The 22,684-nt window shown below is 71.8% G+C and carries 26 protein-coding genes and 1 tRNA gene; 9 read left to right on the forward strand and 18 right to left on the reverse strand.

Translation table 11 applies throughout. The annotated features are described in order from the left end of the window. Positions 1-3: 3 nt before the first annotated feature. Entirely contained in the window at positions 4-402 is a 399-nt protein-coding gene (locus DZA62_RS28255) for a globin (protein WP_116952292.1), read from the forward strand. A 234-nt stretch (positions 403-636) separates the two neighbouring features. On the opposite strand, the gene DZA62_RS28260 is transcribed toward DZA62_RS28255, so the two are convergent. Continuing rightward, positions 637-1,155: a mycothiol transferase gene (locus tag DZA62_RS28260; protein WP_116952293.1), complete on the reverse strand. Its 519-nt coding sequence runs from the start codon at positions 1,153-1,155 to the stop codon at positions 637-639. Between the two features lie 333 nt (positions 1,156-1,488). Between DZA62_RS28260 and DZA62_RS28265 the strand changes: the two genes are divergently transcribed. Further along, on the forward strand, positions 1,489-3,126 hold the full coding sequence (locus DZA62_RS28265) for a glycoside hydrolase family 13 protein (protein ID WP_116952294.1): 1,638 nt from the start codon (positions 1,489-1,491) through the stop codon (positions 3,124-3,126). A 51-nt stretch (positions 3,127-3,177) separates the two neighbouring features. Here DZA62_RS28265 and DZA62_RS35985 read toward each other — a convergent pair whose 3' ends face one another. The 6 genes from DZA62_RS35985 to DZA62_RS35990 form a co-directional block, all read right to left on the reverse strand. Beyond that, positions 3,178-3,339 (reverse strand): hypothetical protein, encoded by a 162-nt coding sequence (locus tag DZA62_RS35985; RefSeq protein WP_157987957.1) that lies wholly within the window; start codon positions 3,337-3,339, stop codon positions 3,178-3,180. 533 nt (positions 3,340-3,872) lie between these two features. Continuing rightward, entirely contained in the window at positions 3,873-4,517 is a 645-nt protein-coding gene (locus DZA62_RS28270) for a hypothetical protein (protein WP_116952295.1), read from the reverse strand. Beyond that, on the reverse strand, positions 4,514-4,921 hold the full coding sequence (locus DZA62_RS28275; RefSeq protein WP_116952296.1) for an acyl-CoA thioesterase: 408 nt from the start codon (positions 4,919-4,921) through the stop codon (positions 4,514-4,516). Before DZA62_RS28275 ends, DZA62_RS28270 begins: the two co-directional genes overlap by 4 nt. Then, positions 4,918-5,370, reverse strand: coding sequence for an acyl-CoA thioesterase (locus DZA62_RS28280; RefSeq protein WP_116952297.1), 453 nt, complete (start codon positions 5,368-5,370; stop codon positions 4,918-4,920). The genes DZA62_RS28275 and DZA62_RS28280 overlap by 4 nt, the downstream gene beginning before the upstream one ends. A gap of 10 nt (positions 5,371-5,380) precedes the next feature. Next, positions 5,381-7,057 carry an energy-dependent translational throttle protein EttA gene (gene ettA, locus DZA62_RS28285; RefSeq protein ID WP_116952298.1) on the reverse strand — a complete coding sequence of 559 codons (1,677 nt, stop codon included), beginning with the start codon at positions 7,055-7,057 and terminating at the stop codon, positions 5,381-5,383. A gap of 644 nt (positions 7,058-7,701) precedes the next feature. After that, positions 7,702-8,514 (reverse strand): single-stranded DNA-binding protein, encoded by an 813-nt coding sequence (locus tag DZA62_RS35990; RefSeq protein ID WP_157987958.1) that lies wholly within the window; start codon positions 8,512-8,514, stop codon positions 7,702-7,704. A 118-nt stretch (positions 8,515-8,632) separates the two neighbouring features. Here DZA62_RS35990 and DZA62_RS35995 point away from each other — a divergent pair, with 118 nt between their 5' ends. Beyond that, on the forward strand, positions 8,633-8,830 hold the full coding sequence (locus DZA62_RS35995) for a hypothetical protein (protein WP_157987959.1): 198 nt from the start codon (positions 8,633-8,635) through the stop codon (positions 8,828-8,830). Between the two features lie 144 nt (positions 8,831-8,974). Here DZA62_RS35995 and DZA62_RS28295 read toward each other — a convergent pair whose 3' ends face one another. Beyond that, positions 8,975-10,675 carry a GTPase gene (locus DZA62_RS28295; RefSeq protein ID WP_116952300.1) on the reverse strand — a complete coding sequence of 567 codons (1,701 nt, stop codon included), beginning with the start codon at positions 10,673-10,675 and terminating at the stop codon, positions 8,975-8,977. Then, positions 10,672-12,357, reverse strand: coding sequence for a GTPase domain-containing protein (locus DZA62_RS28300; protein ID WP_198664288.1), 1,686 nt, complete (start codon positions 12,355-12,357; stop codon positions 10,672-10,674). Before DZA62_RS28300 ends, DZA62_RS28295 begins: the two co-directional genes overlap by 4 nt. A gap of 153 nt (positions 12,358-12,510) precedes the next feature. On the opposite strand from DZA62_RS28300, the gene DZA62_RS28305 reads away from it, so the two are divergent. Both DZA62_RS28305 and DZA62_RS28310 read left to right on the forward strand, forming a co-directional pair. Beyond that, complete coding sequence (locus DZA62_RS28305) at positions 12,511-13,032, forward strand: YbhB/YbcL family Raf kinase inhibitor-like protein (protein ID WP_116952361.1); 522 nt, start codon at positions 12,511-12,513, stop codon at positions 13,030-13,032. Between the two features lie 7 nt (positions 13,033-13,039). Next, positions 13,040-13,954: a class I SAM-dependent methyltransferase gene (locus DZA62_RS28310; RefSeq protein WP_116952302.1), complete on the forward strand. Its 915-nt coding sequence runs from the start codon at positions 13,040-13,042 to the stop codon at positions 13,952-13,954. Here the strand turns inward: DZA62_RS28310 and DZA62_RS28315 are convergent. Continuing rightward, on the reverse strand, positions 13,939-14,658 hold the full coding sequence (locus DZA62_RS28315) for an NUDIX hydrolase (RefSeq protein ID WP_198664289.1): 720 nt from the start codon (positions 14,656-14,658) through the stop codon (positions 13,939-13,941). The two genes, DZA62_RS28310 and DZA62_RS28315, sit on opposite strands and share 16 nt — an antisense overlap. 37 nt (positions 14,659-14,695) lie before the next feature. Between DZA62_RS28315 and DZA62_RS28320 the strand changes: the two genes are divergently transcribed. Continuing rightward, positions 14,696-15,241, forward strand: coding sequence for a YbaK/EbsC family protein (locus DZA62_RS28320; RefSeq protein ID WP_198664300.1), 546 nt, complete (start codon positions 14,696-14,698; stop codon positions 15,239-15,241). Between the two features lie 31 nt (positions 15,242-15,272). Further along, a tRNA-Arg gene (locus DZA62_RS28325) sits at positions 15,273-15,346 on the forward strand. Positions 15,347-15,412: 66 nt separating this feature from the next. Here DZA62_RS28325 and DZA62_RS36000 read toward each other — a convergent pair. Together DZA62_RS36000 and DZA62_RS28330 are read right to left on the reverse strand one after the other, a co-directional pair. Next, on the reverse strand, positions 15,413-15,556 hold the full coding sequence (locus DZA62_RS36000; protein ID WP_157987961.1) for a hypothetical protein: 144 nt from the start codon (positions 15,554-15,556) through the stop codon (positions 15,413-15,415). 63 nt (positions 15,557-15,619) lie between these two features. Then, the gene (locus DZA62_RS28330) at positions 15,620-16,201 is read right to left on the reverse strand and encodes a DinB family protein (RefSeq protein ID WP_116952304.1); all 582 of its coding nucleotides are present in this window, start codon (positions 16,199-16,201) and stop codon (positions 15,620-15,622) included. A 124-nt stretch (positions 16,202-16,325) separates the two neighbouring features. Between DZA62_RS28330 and DZA62_RS28335 the strand changes: the two genes are divergently transcribed. Next, the gene (locus tag DZA62_RS28335; protein ID WP_116952305.1) at positions 16,326-16,715 is read left to right on the forward strand and encodes a VOC family protein; all 390 of its coding nucleotides are present in this window, start codon (positions 16,326-16,328) and stop codon (positions 16,713-16,715) included. A gap of 208 nt (positions 16,716-16,923) precedes the next feature. Here DZA62_RS28335 and DZA62_RS28340 read toward each other — a convergent pair whose 3' ends face one another. The 3 genes from DZA62_RS28340 to DZA62_RS28350 form a co-directional block, all read right to left on the reverse strand. Further along, positions 16,924-17,748 carry an SDR family oxidoreductase gene (locus DZA62_RS28340; protein ID WP_116952306.1) on the reverse strand — a complete coding sequence of 275 codons (825 nt, stop codon included), beginning with the start codon at positions 17,746-17,748 and terminating at the stop codon, positions 16,924-16,926. Continuing rightward, on the reverse strand, positions 17,745-18,317 hold the full coding sequence (locus DZA62_RS28345) for a hypothetical protein (protein ID WP_116952307.1): 573 nt from the start codon (positions 18,315-18,317) through the stop codon (positions 17,745-17,747). Before DZA62_RS28345 ends, DZA62_RS28340 begins: the two co-directional genes overlap by 4 nt. 191 nt (positions 18,318-18,508) lie before the next feature. After that, a complete protein-coding gene (locus DZA62_RS28350; RefSeq protein WP_116952308.1) occupies positions 18,509-19,048 on the reverse strand; it encodes a hypothetical protein in 540 nt (179 codons plus the stop codon). Positions 19,049-19,219: 171 nt separating this feature from the next. Here DZA62_RS28350 and DZA62_RS28355 point away from each other — a divergent pair, with 171 nt between their 5' ends. Further along, entirely contained in the window at positions 19,220-19,753 is a 534-nt protein-coding gene (locus tag DZA62_RS28355; RefSeq protein ID WP_116952309.1) for a class I SAM-dependent methyltransferase, read from the forward strand. Here DZA62_RS28355 and DZA62_RS28360 read toward each other — a convergent pair. The 3 genes from DZA62_RS28360 to aztD all read right to left on the reverse strand — a co-directional run bounded on the left by DZA62_RS28360 (position 19,750) and on the right by aztD (position 22,596). After that, on the reverse strand, positions 19,750-20,595 hold the full coding sequence (locus DZA62_RS28360; RefSeq protein WP_116952310.1) for a phosphatidylinositol-specific phospholipase C/glycerophosphodiester phosphodiesterase family protein: 846 nt from the start codon (positions 20,593-20,595) through the stop codon (positions 19,750-19,752). The genes DZA62_RS28355 and DZA62_RS28360 overlap by 4 nt on opposite strands. 75 nt (positions 20,596-20,670) lie before the next feature. Next, entirely contained in the window at positions 20,671-21,351 is a 681-nt protein-coding gene (locus DZA62_RS28365; RefSeq protein ID WP_157987962.1) for an FxLYD domain-containing protein, read from the reverse strand. Positions 21,352-21,363: 12 nt separating this feature from the next. Beyond that, complete coding sequence (gene aztD, locus DZA62_RS28370) at positions 21,364-22,596, reverse strand: zinc metallochaperone AztD (protein ID WP_198664290.1); 1,233 nt, start codon at positions 22,594-22,596, stop codon at positions 21,364-21,366. Positions 22,597-22,684: the final 88 nt, after the last annotated feature.

Here is a 22,684-nt window from a genome sequence, read left to right on the forward strand (position 1 = left end):
ACTATGGAGGGCGTGACCACGCGCCTGGACAACTTCTACGACGCCGTCGGCGGCCACGAGACGTTCGTGAAGCTCGTGCACCGCTTCTACGAGGGCGTCGCCGCCGACCCGCTGCTGAAGCCGATGTACCCCGAGGAAGACCTCGGACCGGCGGAGGAGCGGCTGCTGCTGTTCCTGGAGCAGTACTGGGGCGGCCCGACGACCTACTCCGACCAGCGCGGTCACCCCCGGCTGCGCATGCGGCACGCGCCGTTCAAGGTCAACCCGGCGGCGCGCGACCGCTGGCTGCTACACATGCGGACGGCGGTCGACGAGCTCGATCTGCCGCCGATCTACCGCGACACCTTGTGGGACTACCTCGAGCGGGCGGCTCACTCCATGGTGAACACCTTCGAGGATTGACGGAACCGGCTCACTCTCCGCCGAGCTGCTCCCGACGCACCTGTCGACCGGGGCCGCGGCGTTCTGGGTCGGGGTGGTCTCGTTCGGCCGCGTCCAGGACGAGGGCTCGACGGCGACCCGTTCGTCAGGTGCCGCGTGGTCGTGCGCCGGTTGCCGCGTGGTCGCCCTGTTCGCCGGGCGCGCCGTCACCCCGACCCCGGCCGCGCCGTCAGCGGACGCTTCCCCAGGGCGCCGTCAGCTGACGCCGAGCCGGGTCAGGATGCCGCGCACGAACGCCGCCTGGCCGATGTGCTGGCTGTTGTCGCCCAGCACGCTGACCAGCCGCACGCCCATCGTCACCGGCGGATCCCAGTTCTCGTCGACGATCCGGTCCAGCGTCTCGTCGTCGAGTTCGCGCAGGAAGCCCTCGGTGATCTCATGCGTGGCGTCGTGGTAGCCGATGAGCAGCGCCGGATCGTCGACCACGACGGCCGCGACCTCCGCGCTGCCATGCCCGTACCCGGTCGCGCCGTGCGGGAACGGCAGCCCGAACCGGTCGGCCCAGCCGCCTGCCGTCCACACCTGGTCGATGCCGGCCACATCGGCGACGTGGTCGTCCTGGATGCGGGTCAGGTGCCAGACCAGCCAGGCGATCGAGTTGGCGTCCGGGTCGACGCGGTAGGCGAGCTGGCTCGGGGTCAGCCCGCCGACCGTCGCATGGACCCGCTCGCGGATCCGTCCGAACGCGTCGATCAGCAGGTCGGGACCGTGCACGGTGCACCACTCCTCAGCGCTGGCGGTTGACGTGAACCGCCATGACACCACATCCGCTGCCGGCCGTGTTGCTCGACGCCGCGGCCGGCCGGTGATGCGGTCGTGAGCGCGTCGCCCCGTCGGCGGACGTGCCGGCGCGTGAGCCGGACGGCTACGGCGGCGCGATGGTGGCGGTCACGGAACCCGACGGCGCGGATCCGGCCGTGTTCGAGGGTGAGCACAGCGAGCCTCGCGCCGATACCGTCAATCCGCTTCGCTCAGACCTCGAGGGGCACGGGCGCGTCCGGGCAGAGCCGTCGCGCCTGCCGGAGGGCTGTTCTAGGCTGGTGTCCCGTGACTCAGGCTTCCCGTGACTGGTGGAGAGACGCCGTCATCTACCAGGTCTACATCCGGTCCTTCGCCGACGGTAACGGTGACGGCGAGGGCGACATCGCCGGCCTCCGCGAGCGGCTCCCGTACCTACGCGATCTCGGCATCGACGCGCTGTGGATCAACCCGTGGTATCCGTCGCCGCTGAACGACGGCGGGTACGACGTCGCCGACTTCCGCGACATCGATCCGCGGTTCGGCGATCTCGCGCAGGCCAAATCGCTGCTCGACGAAGCGCACGGGTTCGGCCTGAAGGTCCTGCTCGACATCGTCCCGAACCACAGCTCGTGGGATCACCGCTGGTTCAAGGAGGCGCTGGCCGCCGGGCCGGGGTCGCCGGAGCGGGCCCGCTACATCTTCCGCGACGGCCGCGGCGACGACGGTGAGCTGCCGCCGAACAACTGGCGCAGCGTCTTCGGCGGGCCGGCGTGGGAGCGGGTCACGGAGCCCGACGGCACGCCGGGCCAGTGGTACTTCCACATCTTCGACGTCTCGCAACCCGACTTCGACTGGGAGAACCCCGAGGTCAGGGCCGAGTTCCTCGACATCCTGCGGTTCTGGTTCGACCTCGGCGTCGACGGCTTCCGCATCGACGTCGCGCACGGCATGGTCAAGAACATGGACGGGCCCGACCTCCCGTACGACGAGTCCGGGCTGCTCGACCGCCCGAGCATCGCCGACCACCCGTTCTTCGACCGCGACGGCGTGCACGAGATCTACCGCGGCTGGCGCGAGATCGCCGACGCCTACGACCCGCCGAAGCTGTACGTCGCCGAAGCGTGGGTCGAGCCGGCCGAGCGGCTGGCCCGCTACCTGCGCGACGACGAGCTGCACAGCGCCTTCAACTTCGACTACCTGAAGTCGGCCTGGACGACCGCCGAGCTGCGCCGGTCCATCGACGACTCGGTGACGGTGCTCGGGTCGGTCGGCGCGCCGGCCACCTGGGTCCTCGAGAACCACGACGTCGAGCGGGTCGTCACGCGCTACGGCCGGGGCGTCACGGCGGCCGGCGCCGGGCACGCGGGCCGGGTCAGCGGTCCGGTCGACGTCGAGTTGGGGACGCAGCGCGCCCGGGCGGCGGCGCTGCTGATGCTGGCTCTGCCCGGCGGGGCGTACGTCTACCAGGGTCAGGAGCTGGGGCTGGCCGAGGTGCTCGACCTGCCCGAGGAGTCGCTGCAGGACCCGGTCTGGGAGCGGTCCGGCCGCACCGAGCGCGGCCGCGACGGCTGCCGGGTGCCGCTGCCCTGGGCCACCTCGGGGTCGTCCTACGGGTTCGGTGCGGGCGGTGCGTGGCTGCCGCAGCCGGCCGGCTGGGGCGACCGGTCCGTCGAGGCCGAGACCGGCGATCCGGGGTCCGTGCTGTCGCTCTACCGGTCCGCGCTGCGCCTGCGCCGCGACATCCCGGCCGACGAGTCCCTCACCTGGCTCCCGTCCGCCGCCGATGTGCTGGCGTTCCGCCGCGGCGAGGCGTTCGCCTGCGTGGTGAACCTCGGCACGGCGCCGGCCGACCTGCCGGAGCACCGCGAGGTGATCCTCTCCAGCGGCCCGCTCGGCCCCGACGGCCGGCTGCCGGGCGACACCGCCGTCTGGCTCGCCGTCTGACTGTCTCGAAGGGGCGCTCATCGCTGCGTCAGGCGGTGAGCGCCCCTTCGATCAGGGCAGTACGTCCTTGCGGTCGGGAAGCGCGTCGGCGGTGACGCCGGCGAGTTCGATGCCCAGGAGGGCGATGTCCGCCTCGATGTCAGCGGGATCGGCGCCCACCAGGCGGGCCGTTCGGTCGATGGCCTCTGCGAGATCCAGCGGGTGGATCAGCACCCTCACCCGTCTCGAGCACGGGCCGCACCTCGGCCGGCGCGGGCTCCCCCTCGAGGAGCGCGATCGCCGCTCAGGCGTCCAGGAGACCGTCACGAGCGCTCGGTCTCCCGTTCGTCGTCCTCGGCAGCTGCGCCTGGGCGCCACGCCGGCCTCTGAGGGCTGGCGGCGCGCCTGACCCGCAACGTCGACCTCGCCACCCGTCCGGCCGCCTGCCGCAACTCCTCCGCCGCCGGGCCGCCTGACGTCGTGCCGGATGACGGCGCCGATGGGATCGTCAGGGATCGGCCGGACGATGAGGCGCTCACCCTTGTCGATCACCAGCACACGGGCGGGGTTCCAGCGCCTCCGGACCTGGGCCGGGACGGACGCCTGTCCGTGGGACGAGGGCTCGAGCGCATGGGCCGGCACGGTCCCATCCACCGTGGTCGCACGGTGGGCACGTCAGTCATTCGACGAGCACGCGCTCGCCAGTGGGCCGGACCTCAGCGCCGTCCGCCTTCAGTGCCGTCCGCCTCGATCCGCCGCAGCACCTGTCAGAGGGCGAAGAGCGCGAGGCCGGTGCGAGCGAGCACCGAGCCGTGCGGTGCGTCCAGCCGCCACCACGCCCCGACCGAGCGCAGCGCGACCTCCGCGTCGTCCGCTCCGCCGAGGAACCCGTACGACGACGCCGCGTGCGCCAGCCGTAGCGGCATGCCGGCCGCCAGCTCGCGGTCCCAGATCTCCGTCGCCAGCCCTTCCAGCGCCGCCCGCCCGGCCCGCAGCGACTTGCCGTCGGCGACCCCGACAGCGCGGGTGCGGAACTCCTCGACGCCGCGTTCGACGTCGGCGACGACGGCGGTGAGCGGGAGCCGGGCGAGTTCGGTCCAGCCGGTGCGCGGCGGCAGGCTGCTGGCCCACCGCAGCGCGGGCAGCGCCGGCGGCAGCTCGAACCGGCCGCCCGCGCCGACCGCCCGGGCGGCGAGGGTGCCGGCCTCGACGACGACGTCGAAGTCGGCGGGCTCGGCCAGCCCGACCGCGCGCAGCGCGAGCGCGTCGAACGGCGTCTCGGCGAAGCAGCCGGCGACCGTCCCGTGGGCGACGACGCGCAGCACGGAGTCTGGCTCGTACTTGGCGACCCGGCGGGCGAACATCGCCAGGTCGCCGGCGGCGCCGGGGCGAGCCGGGACGAACGACGTCACGGCGACGTCTCGAGGTAGCGTCCGAGCACCTCGCGCTCGGCCTCGCTGACCGGCCGCGGTGTGTTCGCCCGGACGTCGAACGCGACCAGCACACCCGTGGCCCGCGCGAACAACGTCGACTCGTCCTTGACCTCGTACGCGACCTCGAACGACGTGGTGCCGATGCGCGTCACCCACACCTCCACCTGCAGCGGCTCGGTGCGGAACGGGACCGGCGCGGTGTAGTCGATGCTCTGGTGCACGACGACGGAGCCCTCGTGCGGCGCGTTGCCCGACGACGCGAGCTGGCGGTGCGCGAAGTCGACCCGCGCCTCCTGCAGGTACTCGGCGAACGTCACGTTGTTGACGTGGCCGAACGCGTCGAGGTCGTCGAACCGGACGGAGCACTCGTAGACGTGCCTCACGCGGCCGCCTTCCCCGGCTCGGGCCCGTCGAGCTCGAGGAACGACTCGAGCACGAGCCGCTCCTCGTGCGCGACGCGGCGCGGGCGCGCGTCCTCGAGGTCGTACGGGACCAGCACCGTCGACGCGACGGCGTAGACCGTGCGGCCGCCGTCGCCGTCGACGTCGAGCACCTCGTAGCCGAGATCGAACGACGAGTTGCCCACGCGGCGGACCCACGTCTCGACCCGGACCGGCGCGGCCCGGTAGTGCAGCGGCGCGTGGTAGCTGATCTCGTGCCGCGCCACGACGACGCCCTCGGCGAGCTGTTCCGCGCCCTGTTTCGGGGCGTGGACGAACAGCATGTCGACGCGCGCCTCCTGCAGGTAACGCAGGTAGACAACGTTGTTGACATGACCGTAGGCGTCCATGTCGGCCCAGCGCAGGGGCACGTGTGTCACGTGGCGCGGCACGCAGGGTCCCCTAGTCGCGGCTGAGCTTGCGGTAGGTGACCCGGTGCGGACGCGCGGCGTCGGCGCCGAGGCGCTCGATCTTGTTCTTCTCGTAGCTCTCGAAGTTGCCCTCGAACCAGAACCACTTGGCGGGGTCCTCGTCGTCGCCCTCCCACGCGAGGATGTGAGTGGCGACGCGGTCGAGGAACCACCGGTCGTGCGACGTGATGACGGCACAGCCGGGGAACTCGAGCAGTGCGTTCTCGAGCGACTGCAGCGTCTCGACGTCGAGGTCGTTGGTCGGCTCGTCGAGCAGGATCAGGTTGCCGCCGATCTTGAGCGTCAGCGCCAGGTTCAGGCGGTTGCGCTCACCACCGGACAGGATGCCCGCGGGCTTCTGCTGGTCCGGGCCCTTGAACCCGAACGCCGACACGTAGGCGCGGCTGGGCATCTCGACCTGGCCGACCTTGATGTGGTCGAGCTCGTCGGAGACGACCTGCCAGACGTTCTTCTTCGGGTCGATGCCGCCGCGCGACTGGTCGACGTAGGACAGCCGGACGGTGTCGCCGATGCGGAACGCGCCCTCGTCGGGCGTCTCCTGGCCGACGATCATCTTGAACAGCGTCGTCTTACCGACGCCGTTGGGACCGATGACGCCGACGATGCCGTTGCGCGGCAGCGTGAACGACAGGTCGCGCATGAGGGTGCGGTCGCCGAAGCCCTTGGTGACGCCGTTGGCCTCGACGACGAGGCTGCCCAGGCGCGGGCCCGGCGGGATCTGAATCTCTTCGAAGTCGAGCTTGCGGGTCTTCTCGGCCTCGGACGCCATCTCTTCGTACCGCTCGAGGCGGGCGCGCTGCTTAGTCTGGCGGCCCTTGGCGTTGGACCGGACCCACTCGAGCTCTTCGCGCAGGCGCCGCTGACGCTTGGCGTCCTTCTGCCCCTCGACCTTGAGCCGCGCTTCCTTCGTCTCGAGGTACGTCGTGTAGTTGCCCTCGTAGCCGTGGACGCGGCCGCGGTCGACCTCGGCGATCCACTGCGCGACGTGGTCGAGGAAGTACCGGTCGTGGGTGACGGCGATGACCGCACCGGGGTACTTCTCGAGGTGCTGCTCCAGCCACAGCACGCTCTCGGCGTCGAGGTGGTTGGTGGGCTCGTCGAGCAGCAGCAGGTCGGGCTGCTGCAACAGCAGCTTGCACAGCGCCACACGGCGGCGCTCACCACCGGACAGCACCGACACGTCGGCGTCGGGCGGCGGGCAGCGCAGCGCGTCCATGGCCTGCTCGAGCTGGGAGTCGAGCTCCCACGCGTTGCGGTGGTCGAGCTGCTCCTGCAGCTTGCCCATCTCGTCGAGCAGCTCGTCGGAGTAGTCGACGGCCATCTTCTCGGTGATCTCGTTGAACCGGTTGAGCAGCTCGAGGGTCTCGGCCACGCCCTCCTGGACGTTGCCGAGCACTGTCTTGTCCTCGTTGAGCGTCGGCTCCTGCGCGAGATACCCGACCGTCGCGCCGGGCGCCAGCTGGGCGTCACCGTTGGACGGCTGATCGAGCCCCGCCATGATCTTCAGGATGCTCGACTTACCGGCGCCGTTCGGGCCCACCACGCCGATCTTCGCTCCGGGGAGGAAGTACAGAGTGACGTCGTCGAGGATGACCTTGTCACCGTGCGCTTTGCGCGCCTTACGCATGGAGTAAATGAAGTCCGCCATAACGAGTCCAAGAGTACGGCCTCGCGCCACCCCGAGACGACCGCGTCCCCCTCTGTGAGCACGACGGCCTGCCCTACCGGCCCGTCCCGGACGGCCAGCACCGGGCGAGACGGGTTTCGGCGCACCCTGCTGGCTCGATCTGCGCTGGTCAGCCGGCTGCGACTCGGATATCGGCGCGTTTGGCGGTCCTGGTCCTCCTCTCAGGTTCGTTGTCGTCGTGATTCGACGGCGGGCCGGACGCCGATCTTTGTGCGGTTCGCGGCGGGCGCGGCTGACGCACTCGGCTCACTCGACGGCGCCGCGGTCGACGGCGTGGTCGATGTCGCCGCGGGTCGGCGCTGTAAGCGCCGCGCTGTCGGTGGCGAAAGGTCCCGCCCCGTCCCGCTCCGCTCCGCTCGCCGCGGAGCGCGGCACGAGCTCCGCGGCGAGGGGTCTTTTGGGACGGGCCAGGCACCGCCCGGCGCCCGGCCGTCCTGCCGGGGACCGCGCCGCCGGTCGAGGAGGCACGACACGGACCGGGGGACGTCCGTGCCGAAGGCCGCTGCGACCGACAGCGCGGGGTCAGTCGGGCTCGGGGTCAGCCGGGCGCGCGGCCAGCCGTGCGCGGCCACCACCCCCGGCCACAGCTCCGGGCACCGGGCCGGTCAGGCGCCGACTCCGGCCTTCTCGCGCCGTGTGCGGCCACCCGCTCGCGGCGTCGGCGACGTGTCTGCGGGTGTGTCGGCCGCCTGACGTGTCTTGGCGGGCGCGGCCGTCGGCGAAGCGGCCGAACGGTCGCCACCGTCAGCACCGCCACCGCTACCGCCGCTGACGGCCGGGGACCGGTTGCCCGCCGATCGGTCGTCGCCCATCAGGCGGTCGCCGGCTGCCATGCGATCGCCGGCGGTCAGACGGTCGCCGACCGCTGCCGGGGCGCGGCTGAGGATCTGGTCGACGGTGGTGCCACCGGCTGCCGGCGAGGCCTCGAGGGCCGGCCGCGAACCGGACATGATCTCTCCGGTCCGCTGATCGACGGTGCCGTGCTGATCGTCGGTGAAGTAGGCGGCACGCACGGAGTCGACGGCGTCGTCGTCCTCGGGGAGGATCGGCTGCCGGCTGACCTTGGTGAACGAGGACGTGCCGCGGTAGAGATCGTGACCGAGGCTGCGGGCGGTGATCTCCGGCGAGACGCGCATGACGTGGTTGTCGTCGCGCCACTCCCGATTCCTGAGCCGCCCGTGCACGACCACCGGATCGCCCTTGCGCAACGACGCCTTGATGTTGTCGGCCAGCGGCGACCGCCAGCAGTAGACGGTGTAGAAGGACGTGTCGTCGTCGACCCAGGACCGTGCCCGGGTGTCGTACCGCTGGCCGTTGCAGGCCAGCCTGAAGCTGGCGAACGTCTCGCCCTTCTTGGTGGCGTCCAGCCGGGGTTCGGTCGCGACGTTCCCGACGACGGTGATCATGACCTCGCTCATGTGGCGACTCCTGTGCTCGTACCCGATGAGGTTGACGAGAACGAGATTTCCGTTCGGAGCGACCGATCGAAAGGCCGGTCCGGCGGAATGTGGACAACTCCGCGAACTCGCGTGCCTTGTGGACGACGACGTGCGCAGGGCGCGGCGGGCTCGGCGCCCCGATGCGCCGCCGGGCGTGGTCGGCGGCGGTCGGGCGCCGACGGTCAACGGCAGTGAACGGCAGTGGACGGCTGTGGCGGCTGCCGTCCACGGGGTTTCGAAGAAGATGCACTCCGCCCGCTCGGCGTTGATCGGCTGGACGACGATCCTCAAGTGACGCTCGCGGCCAACGCGGCCGCGGACCGACATGCCGCAGCCGACGTCCGGAGCTGACGTCCCGGAGCCGATATCGGCGCCGAGTCTCGGAGATCGGCATACCGGGGCCGGCCGTCGCTCCCGGCCAGTTGGGCAGCGGTCCCGATCAGGTGAGGGCGCGGTCCAGAGCGGTCTTGAAGGTGCCGTACTTGGCCAGTTCGGCATCGATCGGCTGGACGACGACATCGGAGGCGACGCCGTCGACGAGGTCGCGGAGTTGGCGGCGGACCCGAGCTTCCTGCCGCCGGCTCCCCCGCCGCGCGGCCACGAGCCCGAGCAACCCGAGCAACACGCCCAGCACCAGCCCGCCCGCCAGCAGCACGGTCGGCACAGGGATGCCGCCCACCGCCGGCTCGGACACGTCGAAGCGGAGGAACGACGTACCGGCCAGCGCGAGCAGCCAGAGCACGCCCGCCGCCGCGGTCAGCAGGGACAGCCACTGCAGCGCGTTGAACAGCCGCCACCAGCCAGGCCGCGCCGCGATCCCGAAGTCGGTCCCGGCGACCCGCCGATCGATCTCGTCGGGCAGCCGCGTACCCGCCGATGCGGCGACGGAGCGGACGGCGTCGCGCCAGGCGGGCGGCAGGGAGCCGGCCGCCGCGTCGCCGTACTCGCGGACCGCGGCGTCGGATCGGGACCGCTGCACCGTCGTCGGCGCGGGCAACGAGACCCGGCCACCCGAGCCACCAGACCCGCCGGCACCACCCGAGCCACCAGACCCACCCGAGCCTCCAGGCCCGCCGGAACCCGCGGACGGGGACAACGCCGACGCCCGCATCCGAACGCCCAGCTTCGCCAGCGGATCGCGTCGAAACCGGCCCAGCCACCGGGTGATCGGCCACCCGGTCGCCACGCGCGCCCGCTGCAGATACGACCGTCCCGCAGCCGTCGCGACGACGTCGGCACCCGACGCCTCGGCGACCGCCGAGGCGAGCCGCCGTCGCTCCGGCTCGCCGACGGACCCGGGCGAACCCTCGCCGACCGCGGCAGCGACCAGCTCGGCCGTCATCCTGATGTCGGCCTCGATCCGCTCGTCGACGGCGCGGCGCTTGGTGACGGCGGTCCGGATGAGGTCGACCAGCACCTCGACGCCGTCGCCCGTCGCCGCCGACAGGGCGACCACCGGGACCTCGTCCAGCCCGTCCTTGTCGAGCAGTCCACGCAGGTCGGTGACGCACTCGACGACGTCACCGCGGGTGAGCCGGTCGATCTGGTTGAGCACGATCACGGTGACGCCCTGGTGCGACGCCAGCGGCCGCAGGTACCGCTCGTGCAGCGCGGCGTCGGCGTACTTCTGCGGGTCGAGGATCCACACGAACAGGTCGACCATCTCGACGAGGCGGTCGACGGTGTCGCGGTGCGCCTTCTGGGTGGAGTCGTGGTCCGGCAGGTCGAGCAGCACGAGCCCGTCGAGGTCGTCGCTCTCGCCGGAGTCCAGGACGCTCTCACGGGCGACCCGGTGCCGCGGCGGCACGTCGAGCCAGTCCAGCAGCGGGATCACCCCCTGCGTCCCCCACACGACGGCCAGCGGGTCCGACGTCGTCGGGCGGCGGACGCCGACGACCGAGACCTCCATGCCGGAGATGCGGTTGAACAGCGTCGACTTCCCGCTGCCCGTGGCGCCGGCCAGCGCGACGACGGTGTGCTCGACCGACAGCTGCCGGCGCTCACCGGCGCGGTCGACCACCACCTGCACCGTCCCGGCGAGGTCCGACGGCAGCCGCTTGCCACCGGCGGCGACCGCCTCCTGCAGCGCGGTCACCCGTTCCGGCAGCGTGATGCGGCCGCGGCGGGACCACCTCTTCATCCGGCGTCCTCCCGGGCCTGCTCGACGGTGACGAGTGCGGCCCGCAGCGCGTCGCCCGCGCCCGCCTCGACGGGTAGTCCCCCGAGCCGGTCGGTGAACCGCGCGGACTCGGTCCGCAACAGCTCCTCGACCCGTTGTGACAAGTCGGCGCGGGCACCGGCGGCCAGTCGCCGCACGGCCTCGTCGCCGAAGAACGCCTCCAGCAGTTTCTGCCCGACGACGGCCGTCCCGCCCGCGACGCCGACCTCGGCGCCGGTCAGCCCGGCCGTCGACGCGAACACGACGATCATCAGCGCGAGCCCGAGCCCGTTGACGCCGAACGAGAGCAGCCGGGCGTTGAACCGCTTGTCCGCGCCCTCGGTCCGGACCATCTCCAGGACGGCGTCCTGCCACTCGCGGACCGTCTTGGAGCTGAGTTCCGGCAGGTCACCGTTCGTGCGGGAGAGGTCGTCGGCACCCAGCAGGGCCCGGCCGGCGGCGGAGTCGCGCCATTTGCCGTCGGCCTTCTCGGCGGCCCGGTTCGCCTCCTCGACGATCATCGCGGCGAGGCCGCTCTCGATCGCCTCCTCGACCGCCGCCGCGGGCTGCGGCCGTCCCTTCAGGAACGCCGTCACCTTGTCGCGTAGCCGGCCGACCCGGGCCTCCAGCGAGCGCATGAAGTCGCCGGTCCCGACGAAGTCCTGCCAGCGGGCCAGCACCTCGCCGCGGAGCATGCTGCCGTCGGCGGACGCGGCGTCGATGCGCTTGGCCGCCTTGCCGTAGACGTGCGCGATCTCGTTCTGCAGCCGTGTCAGCGCCTCGACCTGGCGGTCGGCGGCGTCGGCGAGCTGCGGAACCTGCCGCAGAGCGCCGCTGATGGCGCCGTCGAGAGTCCGCCGGACGATCTCGTTGCGGGCCGACTCGTCCGCGGCCAGCCCGTCCAGCCAGGCACGCACCGACGCGACCGCCTCCTCGGGCAGCAGGCCGGAGTCGTCGGGCGCGGTCTCCTCGACGACCAGCAGCGGGGCCTCGGCCAGGCCGTGTTCGGCCAGCATCGCGGCCAGGTGGGTGCGGACCTCGCTGACGGCGTCCGGCGCGACGCGGTCGAGGACGACGGCGACGGCGGCCTGCCGGTCCGCGGCGGCGCGCAGGAAGTCCCACGGGACGGCGTCGGAGTAGCGGGCCGCGGTCGTGACGAACAGCCACAGGTCGGCGGCCGCCAGCAGTTGCGCGGCGAGCGTCCGGTTCTCGGTCACGACGGAATCGACGTCGGGGGCGTCGAGGATCGCGACCCCGGCCGGCAAACCGTCGTCGGCGACGAGCCGCAGCGCACCGCCGGCCTGGTCGTGGATCGCCACCCGCGGCAGGTCCGGCAGCACCCGCAGCTCGTCGAACCAGCCGACGTCGTCGGGATGGTGCACCAGGACCGGCGAGCGCGTCGTCGGCCGCAACACACCGGCGTCGCTGACCTTCCGACGGACCAGCGAGTTCACCAATGTCGACTTTCCGGCACCGGTCGATCCGCCGACGACGGCGAGCAGCGGCGCGTCCAGCTGGTCGAGGCGCGGGAGGATGTAGTCGTCGAGCTGAGCGAGCATGTCGCGCCGCGTCGTGCGGACGTCGTCCGCGTCTCTGACCTCCAGCGGATACTGCACCCCCGAGAGCCGGCCGCGAAGTGCGGCGAGAGCGTCGTGAACGCTCACCTCTGCGGTATCCACTGGCGAATCTTGCACTCTCGCACCGCTCCTGGCCAAGAGCCATGGCCCCATTGATGCCAATCGTTCACATGGCGAGTCACGGCTACGAGTCGATCGGCTAACGTCAGCCGGGCCGGAATGCCTTCGACGGAGGACCGCATGTCGCTCGCACGACCCACCCCGCCCGACCCGTACACCCTGCTCCCGGCCGTCCCGTCCATGACGCTGACCAGCGACGACGTCCGCGACGGCGAGCAGCTCGCCGGCGACTACATCGCCAAGGCGGCCGGCGGGGCGAATCTCTCGCCGCAGTTGTCGTGGTCCGGAGCGCCCGACGGCACCCGCAGTTACGCGCTCACGTGCTTCGACCCGGACGCGCCGACACCGAGCGGCTTCTGGCACTGGGTCGTCGTCGACCTTCCCGCGACGAGGACGTCCATCGCGCGCGGCGCCGGGCTGCCCTATCCGGCGTTCGCGGTCAAGAACGACGCCGGCACGGCCGAGTACTTCGGCTCCGCCCCGCCTCCGGGCGACGTCCCGCACCGGTACTTCTTCGTCGTCCACGCCGTCGACATCGAGATGCTCGGGGTCGACGACACCGCCTCACCGGCCGTCGTCTCGTTCAACCTCGCGTTCCACACGCTCGCACGCGGCATCGTGGCTCCGGTCTACTCGCACTGATCCCCCCGTGATCCACCAGCACCCGCTCGCCTACCTCGTCGGCCTCGAGGGGGTCGTGTTGCTGCGCGCGTTCGCCGGCCGGCACGACGAGGAGTTCGTGGCCGCCCGGCTGGCCGAGATCCGGTCGCTGCTGGACCGCGCCGACGAGCTGGGCGCGGGCGGGTCCGCGACGGAGCTGACGTCGGCCGAGGCGTACGGATGGTGGGCCGGCGGGTATGACGAGCCCGGCAACCAGCTGATCGACATCGAGGGCCCGATCGTCCGGTCGCTGCTCGACGAGCTCCCGGCCGGCGTCGCGCTGGACGCAGCCTGCGGTACCGGCCGGCACGCGGAGTACCTGGCCGGGCTCGGGCACAGCGTCGTCGGGGTGGACAGCTCCCCGGAGATGCTGGCGGTCGCGCGGGCGAAGGTCCCGTCGGGCCGGTTCGAGTCCGGCGACCTCGCGTCGCTGCCGGTGCCTGACGACGGCGTCGACCTGGTCGTGTGCGCGCTGGCGCTGTCGCACGTCGCCGATCTCGCGCCGGTGTTCGCCGAGTTCGCCCGCGTGCTGCGGCCGGGCGGCCAGCTGGTCGTCTCGGACGCGCGCGGCCGCCTCGGCGACGTCGGCCTGCCGATCGTCGTGCCCGGGCCGGACGGCCGCATGGGGTACCTGCCGAACCGCAGCCGGCCGGCCGGCGAGTACCTCGCCGCCGCGCTGCCTCTCGGCTTCGAGGTCCGGCACTGCGTGGAACCGCTGCGGCCGTCGCCGTTCGTCGGCCCGGACGGCGTGCCGCCGAGCGCCCCGGGCGCGACTCCGCCGCTCCGGCCGTCGGGTACGCCGCCGAACATCTGGTCGCTGCACCCGCTGATCCCCGACGCCGCGAACGCCGCCTACGAGGGCAGCCCCATGGCGATCGTGTGGCGGTTTCAGCTGACGTCGTAGTCGAGGCGGACGATCCAGCGGACGGCGTTGTCGCCGAGGGGTTCGACGCTGCTCGTGGCGGCCAGTGGCCGGCCGACGGTGACGTCGGCCCCCTGTTCGCGGAACGCGGCGCGGATCGTCTCGGCCGGGTCGGCGCCGTGGTCGAGGAGTCCGCCGGCGATGTCGCCGCCGGGCCGGCGTCCGTAGGCCGCGACGCGCTGCTCGACGCGGACGCCGTCGGGCGCGGGTGGGTGCGGCGCGCGGGGCGTCACCGGCACGCCGTCGCCGTCGTCGTACATCGCGAGCCCGGCCTTGACCAGCGAGACCCTGGGGGCCGCGGCGAGTTCGTCACGCGACAGCCAGGCGGCGAGGTCGCTGGTGCCGCCGACCTCGTGCGTCAGCTCGCCGCCGATGACGCGCCCGCGGTAGACGATGCGCACGGCATGGAAGTCGAGCCCGTCGAAGCCCTCAGGCACGTGATGTCGCCCGACGAAGCGCTCGACGTCGATCCCGATCAGTGCGTCGAGTTCGCACACGTAACCGGTCTCCTCGAACAGCTCGCGCAGCGCGCCCTGCTGAGGGTCCTCGACCGGATCCAGCCCGCCGCCGGCCAGCGACCACTGCGGGCCGTCCTCGTAGCCGATCCAGCGCGAGAACAGGATGCGGCCGTCGTCGTCCTCGCAGATGACGTAGGCGGAGACACGCAGACGCTGGAAGAGGGCCACGAGGACGGGACCGTAGCATCGAGGGGTGACAACTCCGATGATCGGCCGGCTGGCGGCAGAGCCGGCGCTGTCCCGTCCCGACCTGCTCGGCGGCCCGGTCAAGTCCGCGTTGGAAGGATCCCCGGCGGCGCCGTCCGTGTACGTCGCGCCGATCGACCCGGAGCTGGCCGACACAGCCGAGTTCTGCGCGGCGTACGACGTGGCGCCCGAGGAGTCGGCGAACTGCGTCGTCGTCGCCGGCAAGCGTGAAGGCGTGGAACGGGTGGCCGCCTGCATGGTCCTCGCGACGACGCGCGCCGACGTCAACGGCGTCGTCCGCAAGCTGCTCGGCGTGCGGAAGGCGTCGTTCCTGCCGATGGCGTCCGCCGTCGAGTCGACCGGCATGGAGTACGGCGGCATCACCCCCATCGGGCTGCCCGCCGACTGGCCGATCCTGGTCGACCCTGCCGTCGCCGCGCTACCCTTCGCGGTGGTCGGCAGCGGTGTGCGCGGCTCCAAGCTGGCGCTCCCCGGGCCCGTGTTGGCGGCGTGGCCCGGCGCCCAGGTGGTCGAAGGCCTCGGCCGGCCCGTGCAGCAAGGCTGATCTTTCGGTCACAATGTCCCTGTCTGCGATTGCGCCTGTAGCTCAGCTGGATAGAGCAGGAGCCTTCTAAGCTCTTGGTCGGGGGTTCGAGTCCCTCCAGGCGCACCCAGCTCACAGCCGATCATGAGCGCCTCCCTTCCGGCCGGCGGCTGGTCGGCAATTGGTCGGTAACTAGGCGGCTTTCGGTCGTTGCGACCGGCCGTCGCGGGCGGTGCGCGCCTTCGCGTTCATCCGCCTGGCGACATCGCTCAGGTCATCGGGGAACAGGCTCGCGTAGTGGCGCAGCGTCGTCGCGGCGTCCTCGTGGCCCAGCATCCGGGCGACGACGGAGGCTCCGGCGTCGATGGCAAGGCGCGCCGCGCGAACTGAGGCCAGGGCCTACAGGCGAAACTGACGAGCCACCTTCTCCAGCATCGACCTGTAGTCGTCCCACCTTCGATCGTCGCCGATCGAGTCGCGGTCAGATCCCGCCTGACCGTCGACCAGCTCCCTCAGCACCTGGAGTTGTCCTGCATGCATGGCGGTGTCCATCAGCACCCGCGCCAGCAGCGCGCCGGCCGAGGTCTCCCTCGATGCTTCGGGCCACCACGGCACGGTTGCGGCCGCGTCTGGCCCTATCGTGTCCAGCACCCGGTCTGAGTGATCACACGCACGCTGGTAGAGACCCGTGATGTAGTCCCGGGACTCGGCAGCCGTGGCCCACATGTCGCGGTTCGGCGCATCGGCCCGCTCGTCATCGATCCAAGGCAGCGGTTCCGTGAACGGGTGAGCGAGGCAGACTCCCAGATAGCCGGCCTCGATGCCGACGAGATGCTTCACGACTCCCAGCAGATTCGTGCCAGTCGGGGTCATCGGGTGACGGACTTGGTACTCGGTCAATCCGTCCAACGCGCGAAGAACCTGATGACGGGCCTCAAGCAAGTACCCGCGATCGTCCAGATGAATCGGCGTACTTGGCACACCGCGATGCTAGGGCAAGATCCCTCACGGACCCCTCCAGTGCCACCTTCCCCACCGCCGAACCCAGCGCCCCCTCATCGCAGCTCTGTCGCGATGCCCCTGTGTGCTGGCACGCTGGCGCGTCATGGACATCAAACATCGCATGATCGTCTTCGACGCCGCGGACATCGAGGCGGAGAGTGCATTCTGGGCAGCCTTCCTAGGTGGCACCGTCGAGAAGTGGGGCGACCGGTGGCGCGCCATCTGGGTCGAGGGAACCTGGGCGCTCGGTGTCCAGTCAGCTCCGAACCACGTGCCGCCAGATTGGCCTGATGGTGCTCCTCAGCAGATGCATCTCGACTTCTACTTCGAGGGCATCGACGCCCATGACGCTGCCCATGAGCAAGTGATCAGCCTGGGTGGTCGACTGTTGAAGGCGGCCGACGATCGCACAGCCGCTCGTGGTGTCCAGGTGTACGCCGACCCCGCTGGCCACCCGTTCTGCTTGTGCTGGGTGCCCCGCGCGTCCAACTGATCAACAGTCGAGTTCTGCCGGACCTGCGCGGTCTTTGAAACGCACCGGCCGCAGGAACGTGCGGAGCGATCCCCCAGGGAGAGCTGAACCCGAGCGGTCCGCCGCTACGACCGACGAGTCAGCACAGCGTCAGCAACCATGACGGGAACCCCTGCCGCACGGCAACAGCCAATGACAGATTCAGTCCGTTGTCGAGAGCGCTCAGCCGTCAGCGAGGTGCGAGGAACTCCCGCGCGCCGCGGGGGGCGGTGCGGAGGTGCCCTCGGGTCGCCCGGCAGTCGAGGCGGACGTCGAGGGGGCCGGGCGGGCCGGAGGCGGCCCGGGTGCCGGTCGGCAGCGCGGCCCCGTCGAGACCGTCCCGCCGGGCGATGAGGAGCCCCAGCTCATGCCGGCTGACGGCGTCCGGGCCGGCGACGTGGTGGACGCCCGAGCGGTCCGAGGCACTGAGCTCCAGCAACGCGGCCGCGAGGTCGGCGACGTGCACGGGGCAGCGGACGTCGTCAGTGAAGAGGACGCCGTCGCGCCGGCCCGCGGCGAGGTCGTGGACGAACACCTCCTGGGGCGAGCCGCCGTCGCCGATGATCAGCGACGTCCGGGCGATGACGGCCTGCGGGACGATCGCCTTGACCGCCGTCTCCGCCGCCGCCTTCGCCCCGCCGTACGCGTTGACCGGATCCGGATCGCACGTCTCGTCATAGTGGACGGCGGCGCCGGAGAAGACCGCGTCGCTGGACACGTGGACGAGGCGGGCACCGGTCGCGGCGGCGGCGAGCGCCACGTGGGCGGCACCGTCGGCGGTGATCGCCCAGTCGGCCTGCCGGTACGCGGCGTTGAGCACCACGTCCGGACGGACGGCGCCGGCGACGGCCGCGGCCTCGGCCCGGTCGAGAACGTCCAGCCGCCGCCACGCGACGCCATCGACGTCGCCCGGCCGGGTCAGGTAGGTCGCGACGACCTCGTTACCCGCGGCCAATGACTGGCGGACGAGCTCACCGCCCAGGAACCCGCTGCCACCGACGACCAAGACCTTCACGGCCGGACAGGATAGCCCTCATCCGAGTCGGCCCGGTCGGCCCGGCGAGCGAGCTTGTAGGAGCCGAGCGCCGGAAGCACGCCGAACATCGCCGTGAACAGCGAGATCAAGACGTTGCCGACCGTGACCCCCTGCTCGCTCAGAACCGCGAAGCTGGCGATCGACCACACCGTGGCCACGAGGACGAACAGGTAGTAGAAGAACCGCGCGAATCTGGCCCAGCCGGTCCGGATGTCCCTTAGCAGGAACGAGGAGATGTTCCAGCCCGATCGGACCGGCTCGGTCGCGATCGGTTCGGCGACCACCGGATCGGCGAGGACGGCATAGGCCTTCTCGAGATCGTGCGAGACCCGCTGTGACAGCGTGGCGTGCAACTGGAGCGCCCGCAGTCGCTCGTGTGCGGTCAGCCACGCGTCGATCAGCGTCAGCTCCTGGTTGGCCTGCTCGATCGCCCGTCGACGCCGATGCTCACGATCCCGGCGTTGGTGCGTGTCGCGCACCCAGACGCTGGCGGCCGTCACCGCGGCGGTGACGGCCGGCCCGATCAGCAACAGCAGCAGCTCGCCCATGAGCAGCCCTCCAACCGCCCGATGCCCGCCTGCCGGACCACGGCAAGATCATCTCCGCCTGGACGCTACTCGCCGGGAGGGACACTTCCGCGTTGCCGGCGCTTCTCGCTCGGTGCTGGTGGCGACGGCGCACGAGCTGCTCGGGTCGTGGGGACAGTGGTAGTCATGGACCGAGCCCAGACGCCGCGACGTCACCTCAGCAGCAGCCAGAGCAGCACCCCCAGGGCGACCCAGAAGATCGCCACGATACCGAGTGCCAAGGTCAGCCCGCCGATCGTCGTGAGGCGGCGGTCGGCGGCATGGGAGCGGGCCGGGCCGGTCGCCGGGCGAGAGGCGGGGGACGACGCGAGCGCGGCCGGGCCGGCGACGAGGGACAGCTCGCCGCGCAGCTGGGAGAGCCGCCGCACCAGGTCGTCGACGGTGACGAGGGCGGCGTCCGCGGCCGCGCCGCCGCCGGAACCACCGTCCGCGAGACCGCGCAACGCCGCCTCCAGCGCGATGACACCGTCGCGCAGACCGGCCGTCGCCGCCGGCGACGAGGAGGACGACGACAGCTCGGCCAGCAGCTCCGCCTCCGCCGGCGTGAACGCGGCGACCCAGCGCAGCGAGCCGTCCGGGGGTGAGGGCAGGACGAGGTCGACGACCGGCCGGCCGGCGTCGTCGGAGCAGGCGACGAGGTAGCCGCCGCCGAAGGGCGACCACTCGAACGGGCCAGAACGCGCTGCGGACACGATCCCTCCCGGGGGCGCGCGGGCAACCTGCCGGGAGGTCCCCGTCCCCCGACGGTCCCGCTGTGCCGGAGTCAGGGACGACAGAGGCAACCGGGAACTACTCGCGCGCACCGTATCGCGAATCGCGGTAGTTGACGCACCTTGTCATGATCGGGTGCCACACTCTCCGCCATGAGCGAACAGCCGCCTCCGCACATCGCCCGGCTGATTCCCCGGCTCGAGCTGACCGGGACGGAGCGGATCTTGGAACTGGGCGCCGCCCCTGGCGTCGCGGTCGCGGCCATCGGCCCGCAGCTCACGGGTGACGGGCACCTCACGGCGCTGGACCGGTCCGCCGTCGGCGTGCGGCGGATCCGCGAGCGCAACCGGGCCCTGGTCGACGCCGGGCGGGTGAGCGTCGTGGAGCAGGACCTGACGACGCTCGCACCGGAACCGCCCGGCCGGTTCGACCTGATCTTCGCGTCGAACGTCAACGTGTTCTGGACGCATCCGCGCAAGGCCAACGTCGACGTTCTCGCCGCGCTGCTGGCGCCGGGCGGCCGGCTGCGCCTGTTCTACGGCTACGGGCCGGGCGACGGCGCCGGCAGCGGTCGCGACACCGGGTCGCTCGTCGCCGCGACGCTCCACGACTGCGCGGCGCTGACCACCGTCACCGTCGACGACGCAGGACCGACCCTGCAGGTCAGCGCCGCACAGAAGGGCTAGGGCGCGGACAGGAACTCGTCCAGGCCGGCGAGGTCGTCGGTGTTGAGGTGGTCGACTCCGGCGGCGAGCAGCTCGGCCCAGATCGCGTCGCGGGCCGGGCCGGGTGTGTCCGGCGTCGCCCAGAAGCGGACGCGGTAGCCGGCGGCGTGCGCGGTCGCGACGATCTGCCGCAGTTCGGCCCGCTCGGCCTCCGGGATCGGCCCGACGCCGCGCCAGGTGAAGTGGTTGCCCCAGTTGTCGCTCACCAGCGGCATGAAGCCGGCCGGCAGCCCGCTGGTGAGGTCACCGAGCCGGCCGTCGTACCCGGCGAACCGCAGCCGCTGCGCGAGCATCGTCTCGCGCGGGCGGTCGCCGCTGATCACCGCGGTGACCGCGCCCTCGCGCGCCCGGCCGCCGGTGTGACGCGTCATGATGTCCTGGTAGCGGCGCAGCACGGCGTCGATCTCCGCGTACGTCGCCTCGCCGGTGTTCTTGATGTCGATGAGCAGCTGCAGCGAGCCGTCCCACCCCGGATACACCGAACCGCCGTTGGCGTGGACGATGTCGCGCAGCGGGTCCAGGTACAGCGACTGCAGGGTCCGGCCGGGCTCGACCTCCCAGACGTCGTGCGCGACCAGCAGCTCGCCGTCGACAAGCCAGACGTCGGCCTCGACGCTGGTGAAACCATGGTCCAGCGCGTCGAGGAGCGGTCGCTCGTGCTCGTAGTCGTTGTGGGCGTGGGCGGCGTCGTGGGGACCGCTGAGGCCGTGCGCGGCGGCCGTGACGGCGACGCCGAGGGCAGCTGCCAGCGGGACCGCCACGACGGCGCGGACGATTCGACGGAAACGGGTCCGATCGCTCATGACCCTTACCGTCGGGGCGATTGACAACGAGTCAATGTCCGGTTCGCGACCGCCGGACGACCACTGCGCGAACGGTTACGTCCGGTTGGTGTCGGAGTCGACGGAGAACTCGACGGCGTCCCAGTCGCCGTAGTCGTCGAAGCCGATGAACTGGGCGTCGACGGAGTCGCCGGCTGCCAGCTCGGTCGCGGACGTCGTCAGCGTCGAGACCTCTTCGCCCTGGTAGAGGACGGTCGCCGTCCAGGAGACGTAGTCGACGGCGTCGTCGCCGGTGTTCGTCACCGTGGCCCGGACCTCGAAGTCGCCGGCGAAGTCGCGGAGCACCTGCACGTCGGTGAACGTGAAGGCGCCGTCGGTGAACTCGCCCGCGAACGGCGTCGGCTCGGACTCCGCCTGCGGCTCCTCGTCCGGCGGCTCCGTCTCGCGGGAGTCCAGCTCGGCGCGGGCTTCGTCGAGCCGCCGCTTGAGGTCGTCGCGCTGCTGCTCGACCGCTTCGAGGCGGTCGCGCAACTGCTCCAGGTCGTCGCTGTTCTCGTCGTCGCTGTTCTCGTCGTCGCCGGTCTCCCGTGGCTCCGAGGTCTCCTGCGCGACGGGGCCGGACTCGTCGTCGTCGAGGTTCATGCCCACGGCGACCCCGGCGCCGCCGCCCGCGAGCAGCGCGAGCACGGCCACCACCGGCCACACCCATCGGCGACGGGGCGCGGCCGGCGGCGGTGGAGGCGGCGGCGGAGCCGGCGGCAGGGGCTGGAAGCTCATCGGCGCAGAATGTTACTCCTTCGCACCGGTCATTTCGTTGGGGACCTGCGGCAATGGTGCCGACGAGACGACGGCTCCGGCCGCGAGATCGACGGCGTGCAACTCGCTCGCCGCGGGGTCGGTGACGTAGGCGATGTCGCCGTCGACGACGATGGCCGGCCGCGGCTGCTGCCAGTCCAGCGGCTCGGTCCAGGCGCCGATCACCGGGATCGTGCCGGTGACCTGCGCCGTCACCGGGTCGATGACGTGGATGGCGCCGTCGGTTCCGAGCACCAGCGCCTCGCCCTGCGGGCCGCGGGCGAGCGAGCGGAACGTGTAGCTGACACCGAGGTCGACGAGTCGGAGCGTGTTCGTCGCGGTGTCGATCAGCGACACCCGCTCGGGCCGTTCCAGCTCGGCTTCGGGGTCGACCTTGTAGTCGCCGAGGACGACGGCGGACTCGTCGGAACCGGCCTGGTTGCCGATGCGGCCGTACGCGTCGGGGCTGGCGATCTTCGTGAACGCGCCGTCGCGGTAGATGAGGACGCCGTTCTCGCACCCGACGACGATGGTCTCGTCGTCGGCGACCGCTTCGCCGTGCACGCCTGGACAGTCCTCGCTGCGGGCGATCTCGGCGCGGTCCGCGTCCAGCACCTTGGCGCCGGTGCGGGTCGTCTCGTCGCCGAGCGTGACCAGCAACTCGTCGTTCGCCAGCTGCACGGCGACCCCGTGGTGCGCCTCGTCCGCCATGACCACCTCGGTCTCCGGCGCGCCGTCGGCGAGCTCGTCGGCCTGGAACAACTCGATGCGCCCGGAACCGTCGCTGAACAGCACCGTCGTGCCGGCGTGACGGACGACGTGGCCGGGGTGGTCGGCCTCGAACTCGACGTCGGCGAACTCGGGGTCGCCGACGTAGTGGTGCTCGTGGTCGCCGTGCGCGCTGCTCCACGCGCCGGCGTCGAGGACGCGGAACGCGTCGCCCGCGGAGACCATGACGTGCCGGCCGTCGCCCGCCGGGTTGACCCGCGTGAAGCCGTCCAGCTCGAACGTCTCGACGACCTCCAGCGACTCGCCGTCGATGACCATCAGGCCGCCGTCGTACGTCGCGACCAGCCGCGTCTCGGCCTCCTGGACCTCCTGCGCGCCGTCGTCCCGCGGCGACGAGGTGCTCTCACTTCGGACCGGGGAACCGTCGTCGCCGCAGGCGGTGAGGAGGAGCGCGGACAGGGCGAGCGTGGCGGTGGCGGCGATGCGTGGTGGGGTCATGACTCGGACCATATTCGAGAACGGTTCTCAAACTCAAGTCGGCTCGGGTGGGTTCGGCGATCGTTCCGGACTAGGCTCTGCGGCACAC

Origin of the sequence: Jiangella endophytica, from assembly GCF_003427025.1 — a bacterium.
Classification (GTDB): domain Bacteria; phylum Actinomycetota; class Actinomycetes; order Jiangellales; family Jiangellaceae; genus Jiangella; species Jiangella endophytica.

What these genes read in the sequence shown, in the direction of transcription:
- DZA62_RS28255 (WP_116952292.1), top strand. Translation starts at nt 4, where the DNA reads ATGGAGGGCGTGACCACGCGCCTGGACAACTTCTACGACGCCGTCGGC.
- ettA (WP_116952298.1), bottom strand. Translation starts at nt 7,057, where the DNA reads ATGGCGGACTTCATTTACTCCATGCGTAAGGCGCGCAAAGCGCACGGT.
- DZA62_RS35990 (WP_157987958.1), bottom strand. Translation starts at nt 8,514, where the DNA reads ATGAGCGAGGTCATGATCACCGTCGTCGGGAACGTCGCGACCGAACCC.
- DZA62_RS28295 (WP_116952300.1), bottom strand. Translation starts at nt 10,675, where the DNA reads ATGAAGAGGTGGTCCCGCCGCGGCCGCATCACGCTGCCGGAACGGGTG.
- DZA62_RS28305 (WP_116952361.1), top strand. Translation starts at nt 12,511, where the DNA reads ATGTCGCTCGCACGACCCACCCCGCCCGACCCGTACACCCTGCTCCCG.
- DZA62_RS28320 (WP_198664300.1), top strand. Translation starts at nt 14,696, where the DNA reads ATGATCGGCCGGCTGGCGGCAGAGCCGGCGCTGTCCCGTCCCGACCTG.
- DZA62_RS36000 (WP_157987961.1), bottom strand. Translation starts at nt 15,556, where the DNA reads ATGCTGGGCCACGAGGACGCCGCGACGACGCTGCGCCACTACGCGAGC.
- DZA62_RS28335 (WP_116952305.1), top strand. Translation starts at nt 16,326, where the DNA reads ATGGACATCAAACATCGCATGATCGTCTTCGACGCCGCGGACATCGAG.
- DZA62_RS28345 (WP_116952307.1), bottom strand. Translation starts at nt 18,317, where the DNA reads ATGGGCGAGCTGCTGCTGTTGCTGATCGGGCCGGCCGTCACCGCCGCG.
- DZA62_RS28355 (WP_116952309.1), top strand. Translation starts at nt 19,220, where the DNA reads ATGAGCGAACAGCCGCCTCCGCACATCGCCCGGCTGATTCCCCGGCTC.
- DZA62_RS28360 (WP_116952310.1), bottom strand. Translation starts at nt 20,595, where the DNA reads ATGAGCGATCGGACCCGTTTCCGTCGAATCGTCCGCGCCGTCGTGGCG.
- DZA62_RS28365 (WP_157987962.1), bottom strand. Translation starts at nt 21,351, where the DNA reads ATGAGCTTCCAGCCCCTGCCGCCGGCTCCGCCGCCGCCTCCACCGCCG.
- aztD (WP_198664290.1), bottom strand. Translation starts at nt 22,596, where the DNA reads ATGACCCCACCACGCATCGCCGCCACCGCCACGCTCGCCCTGTCCGCG.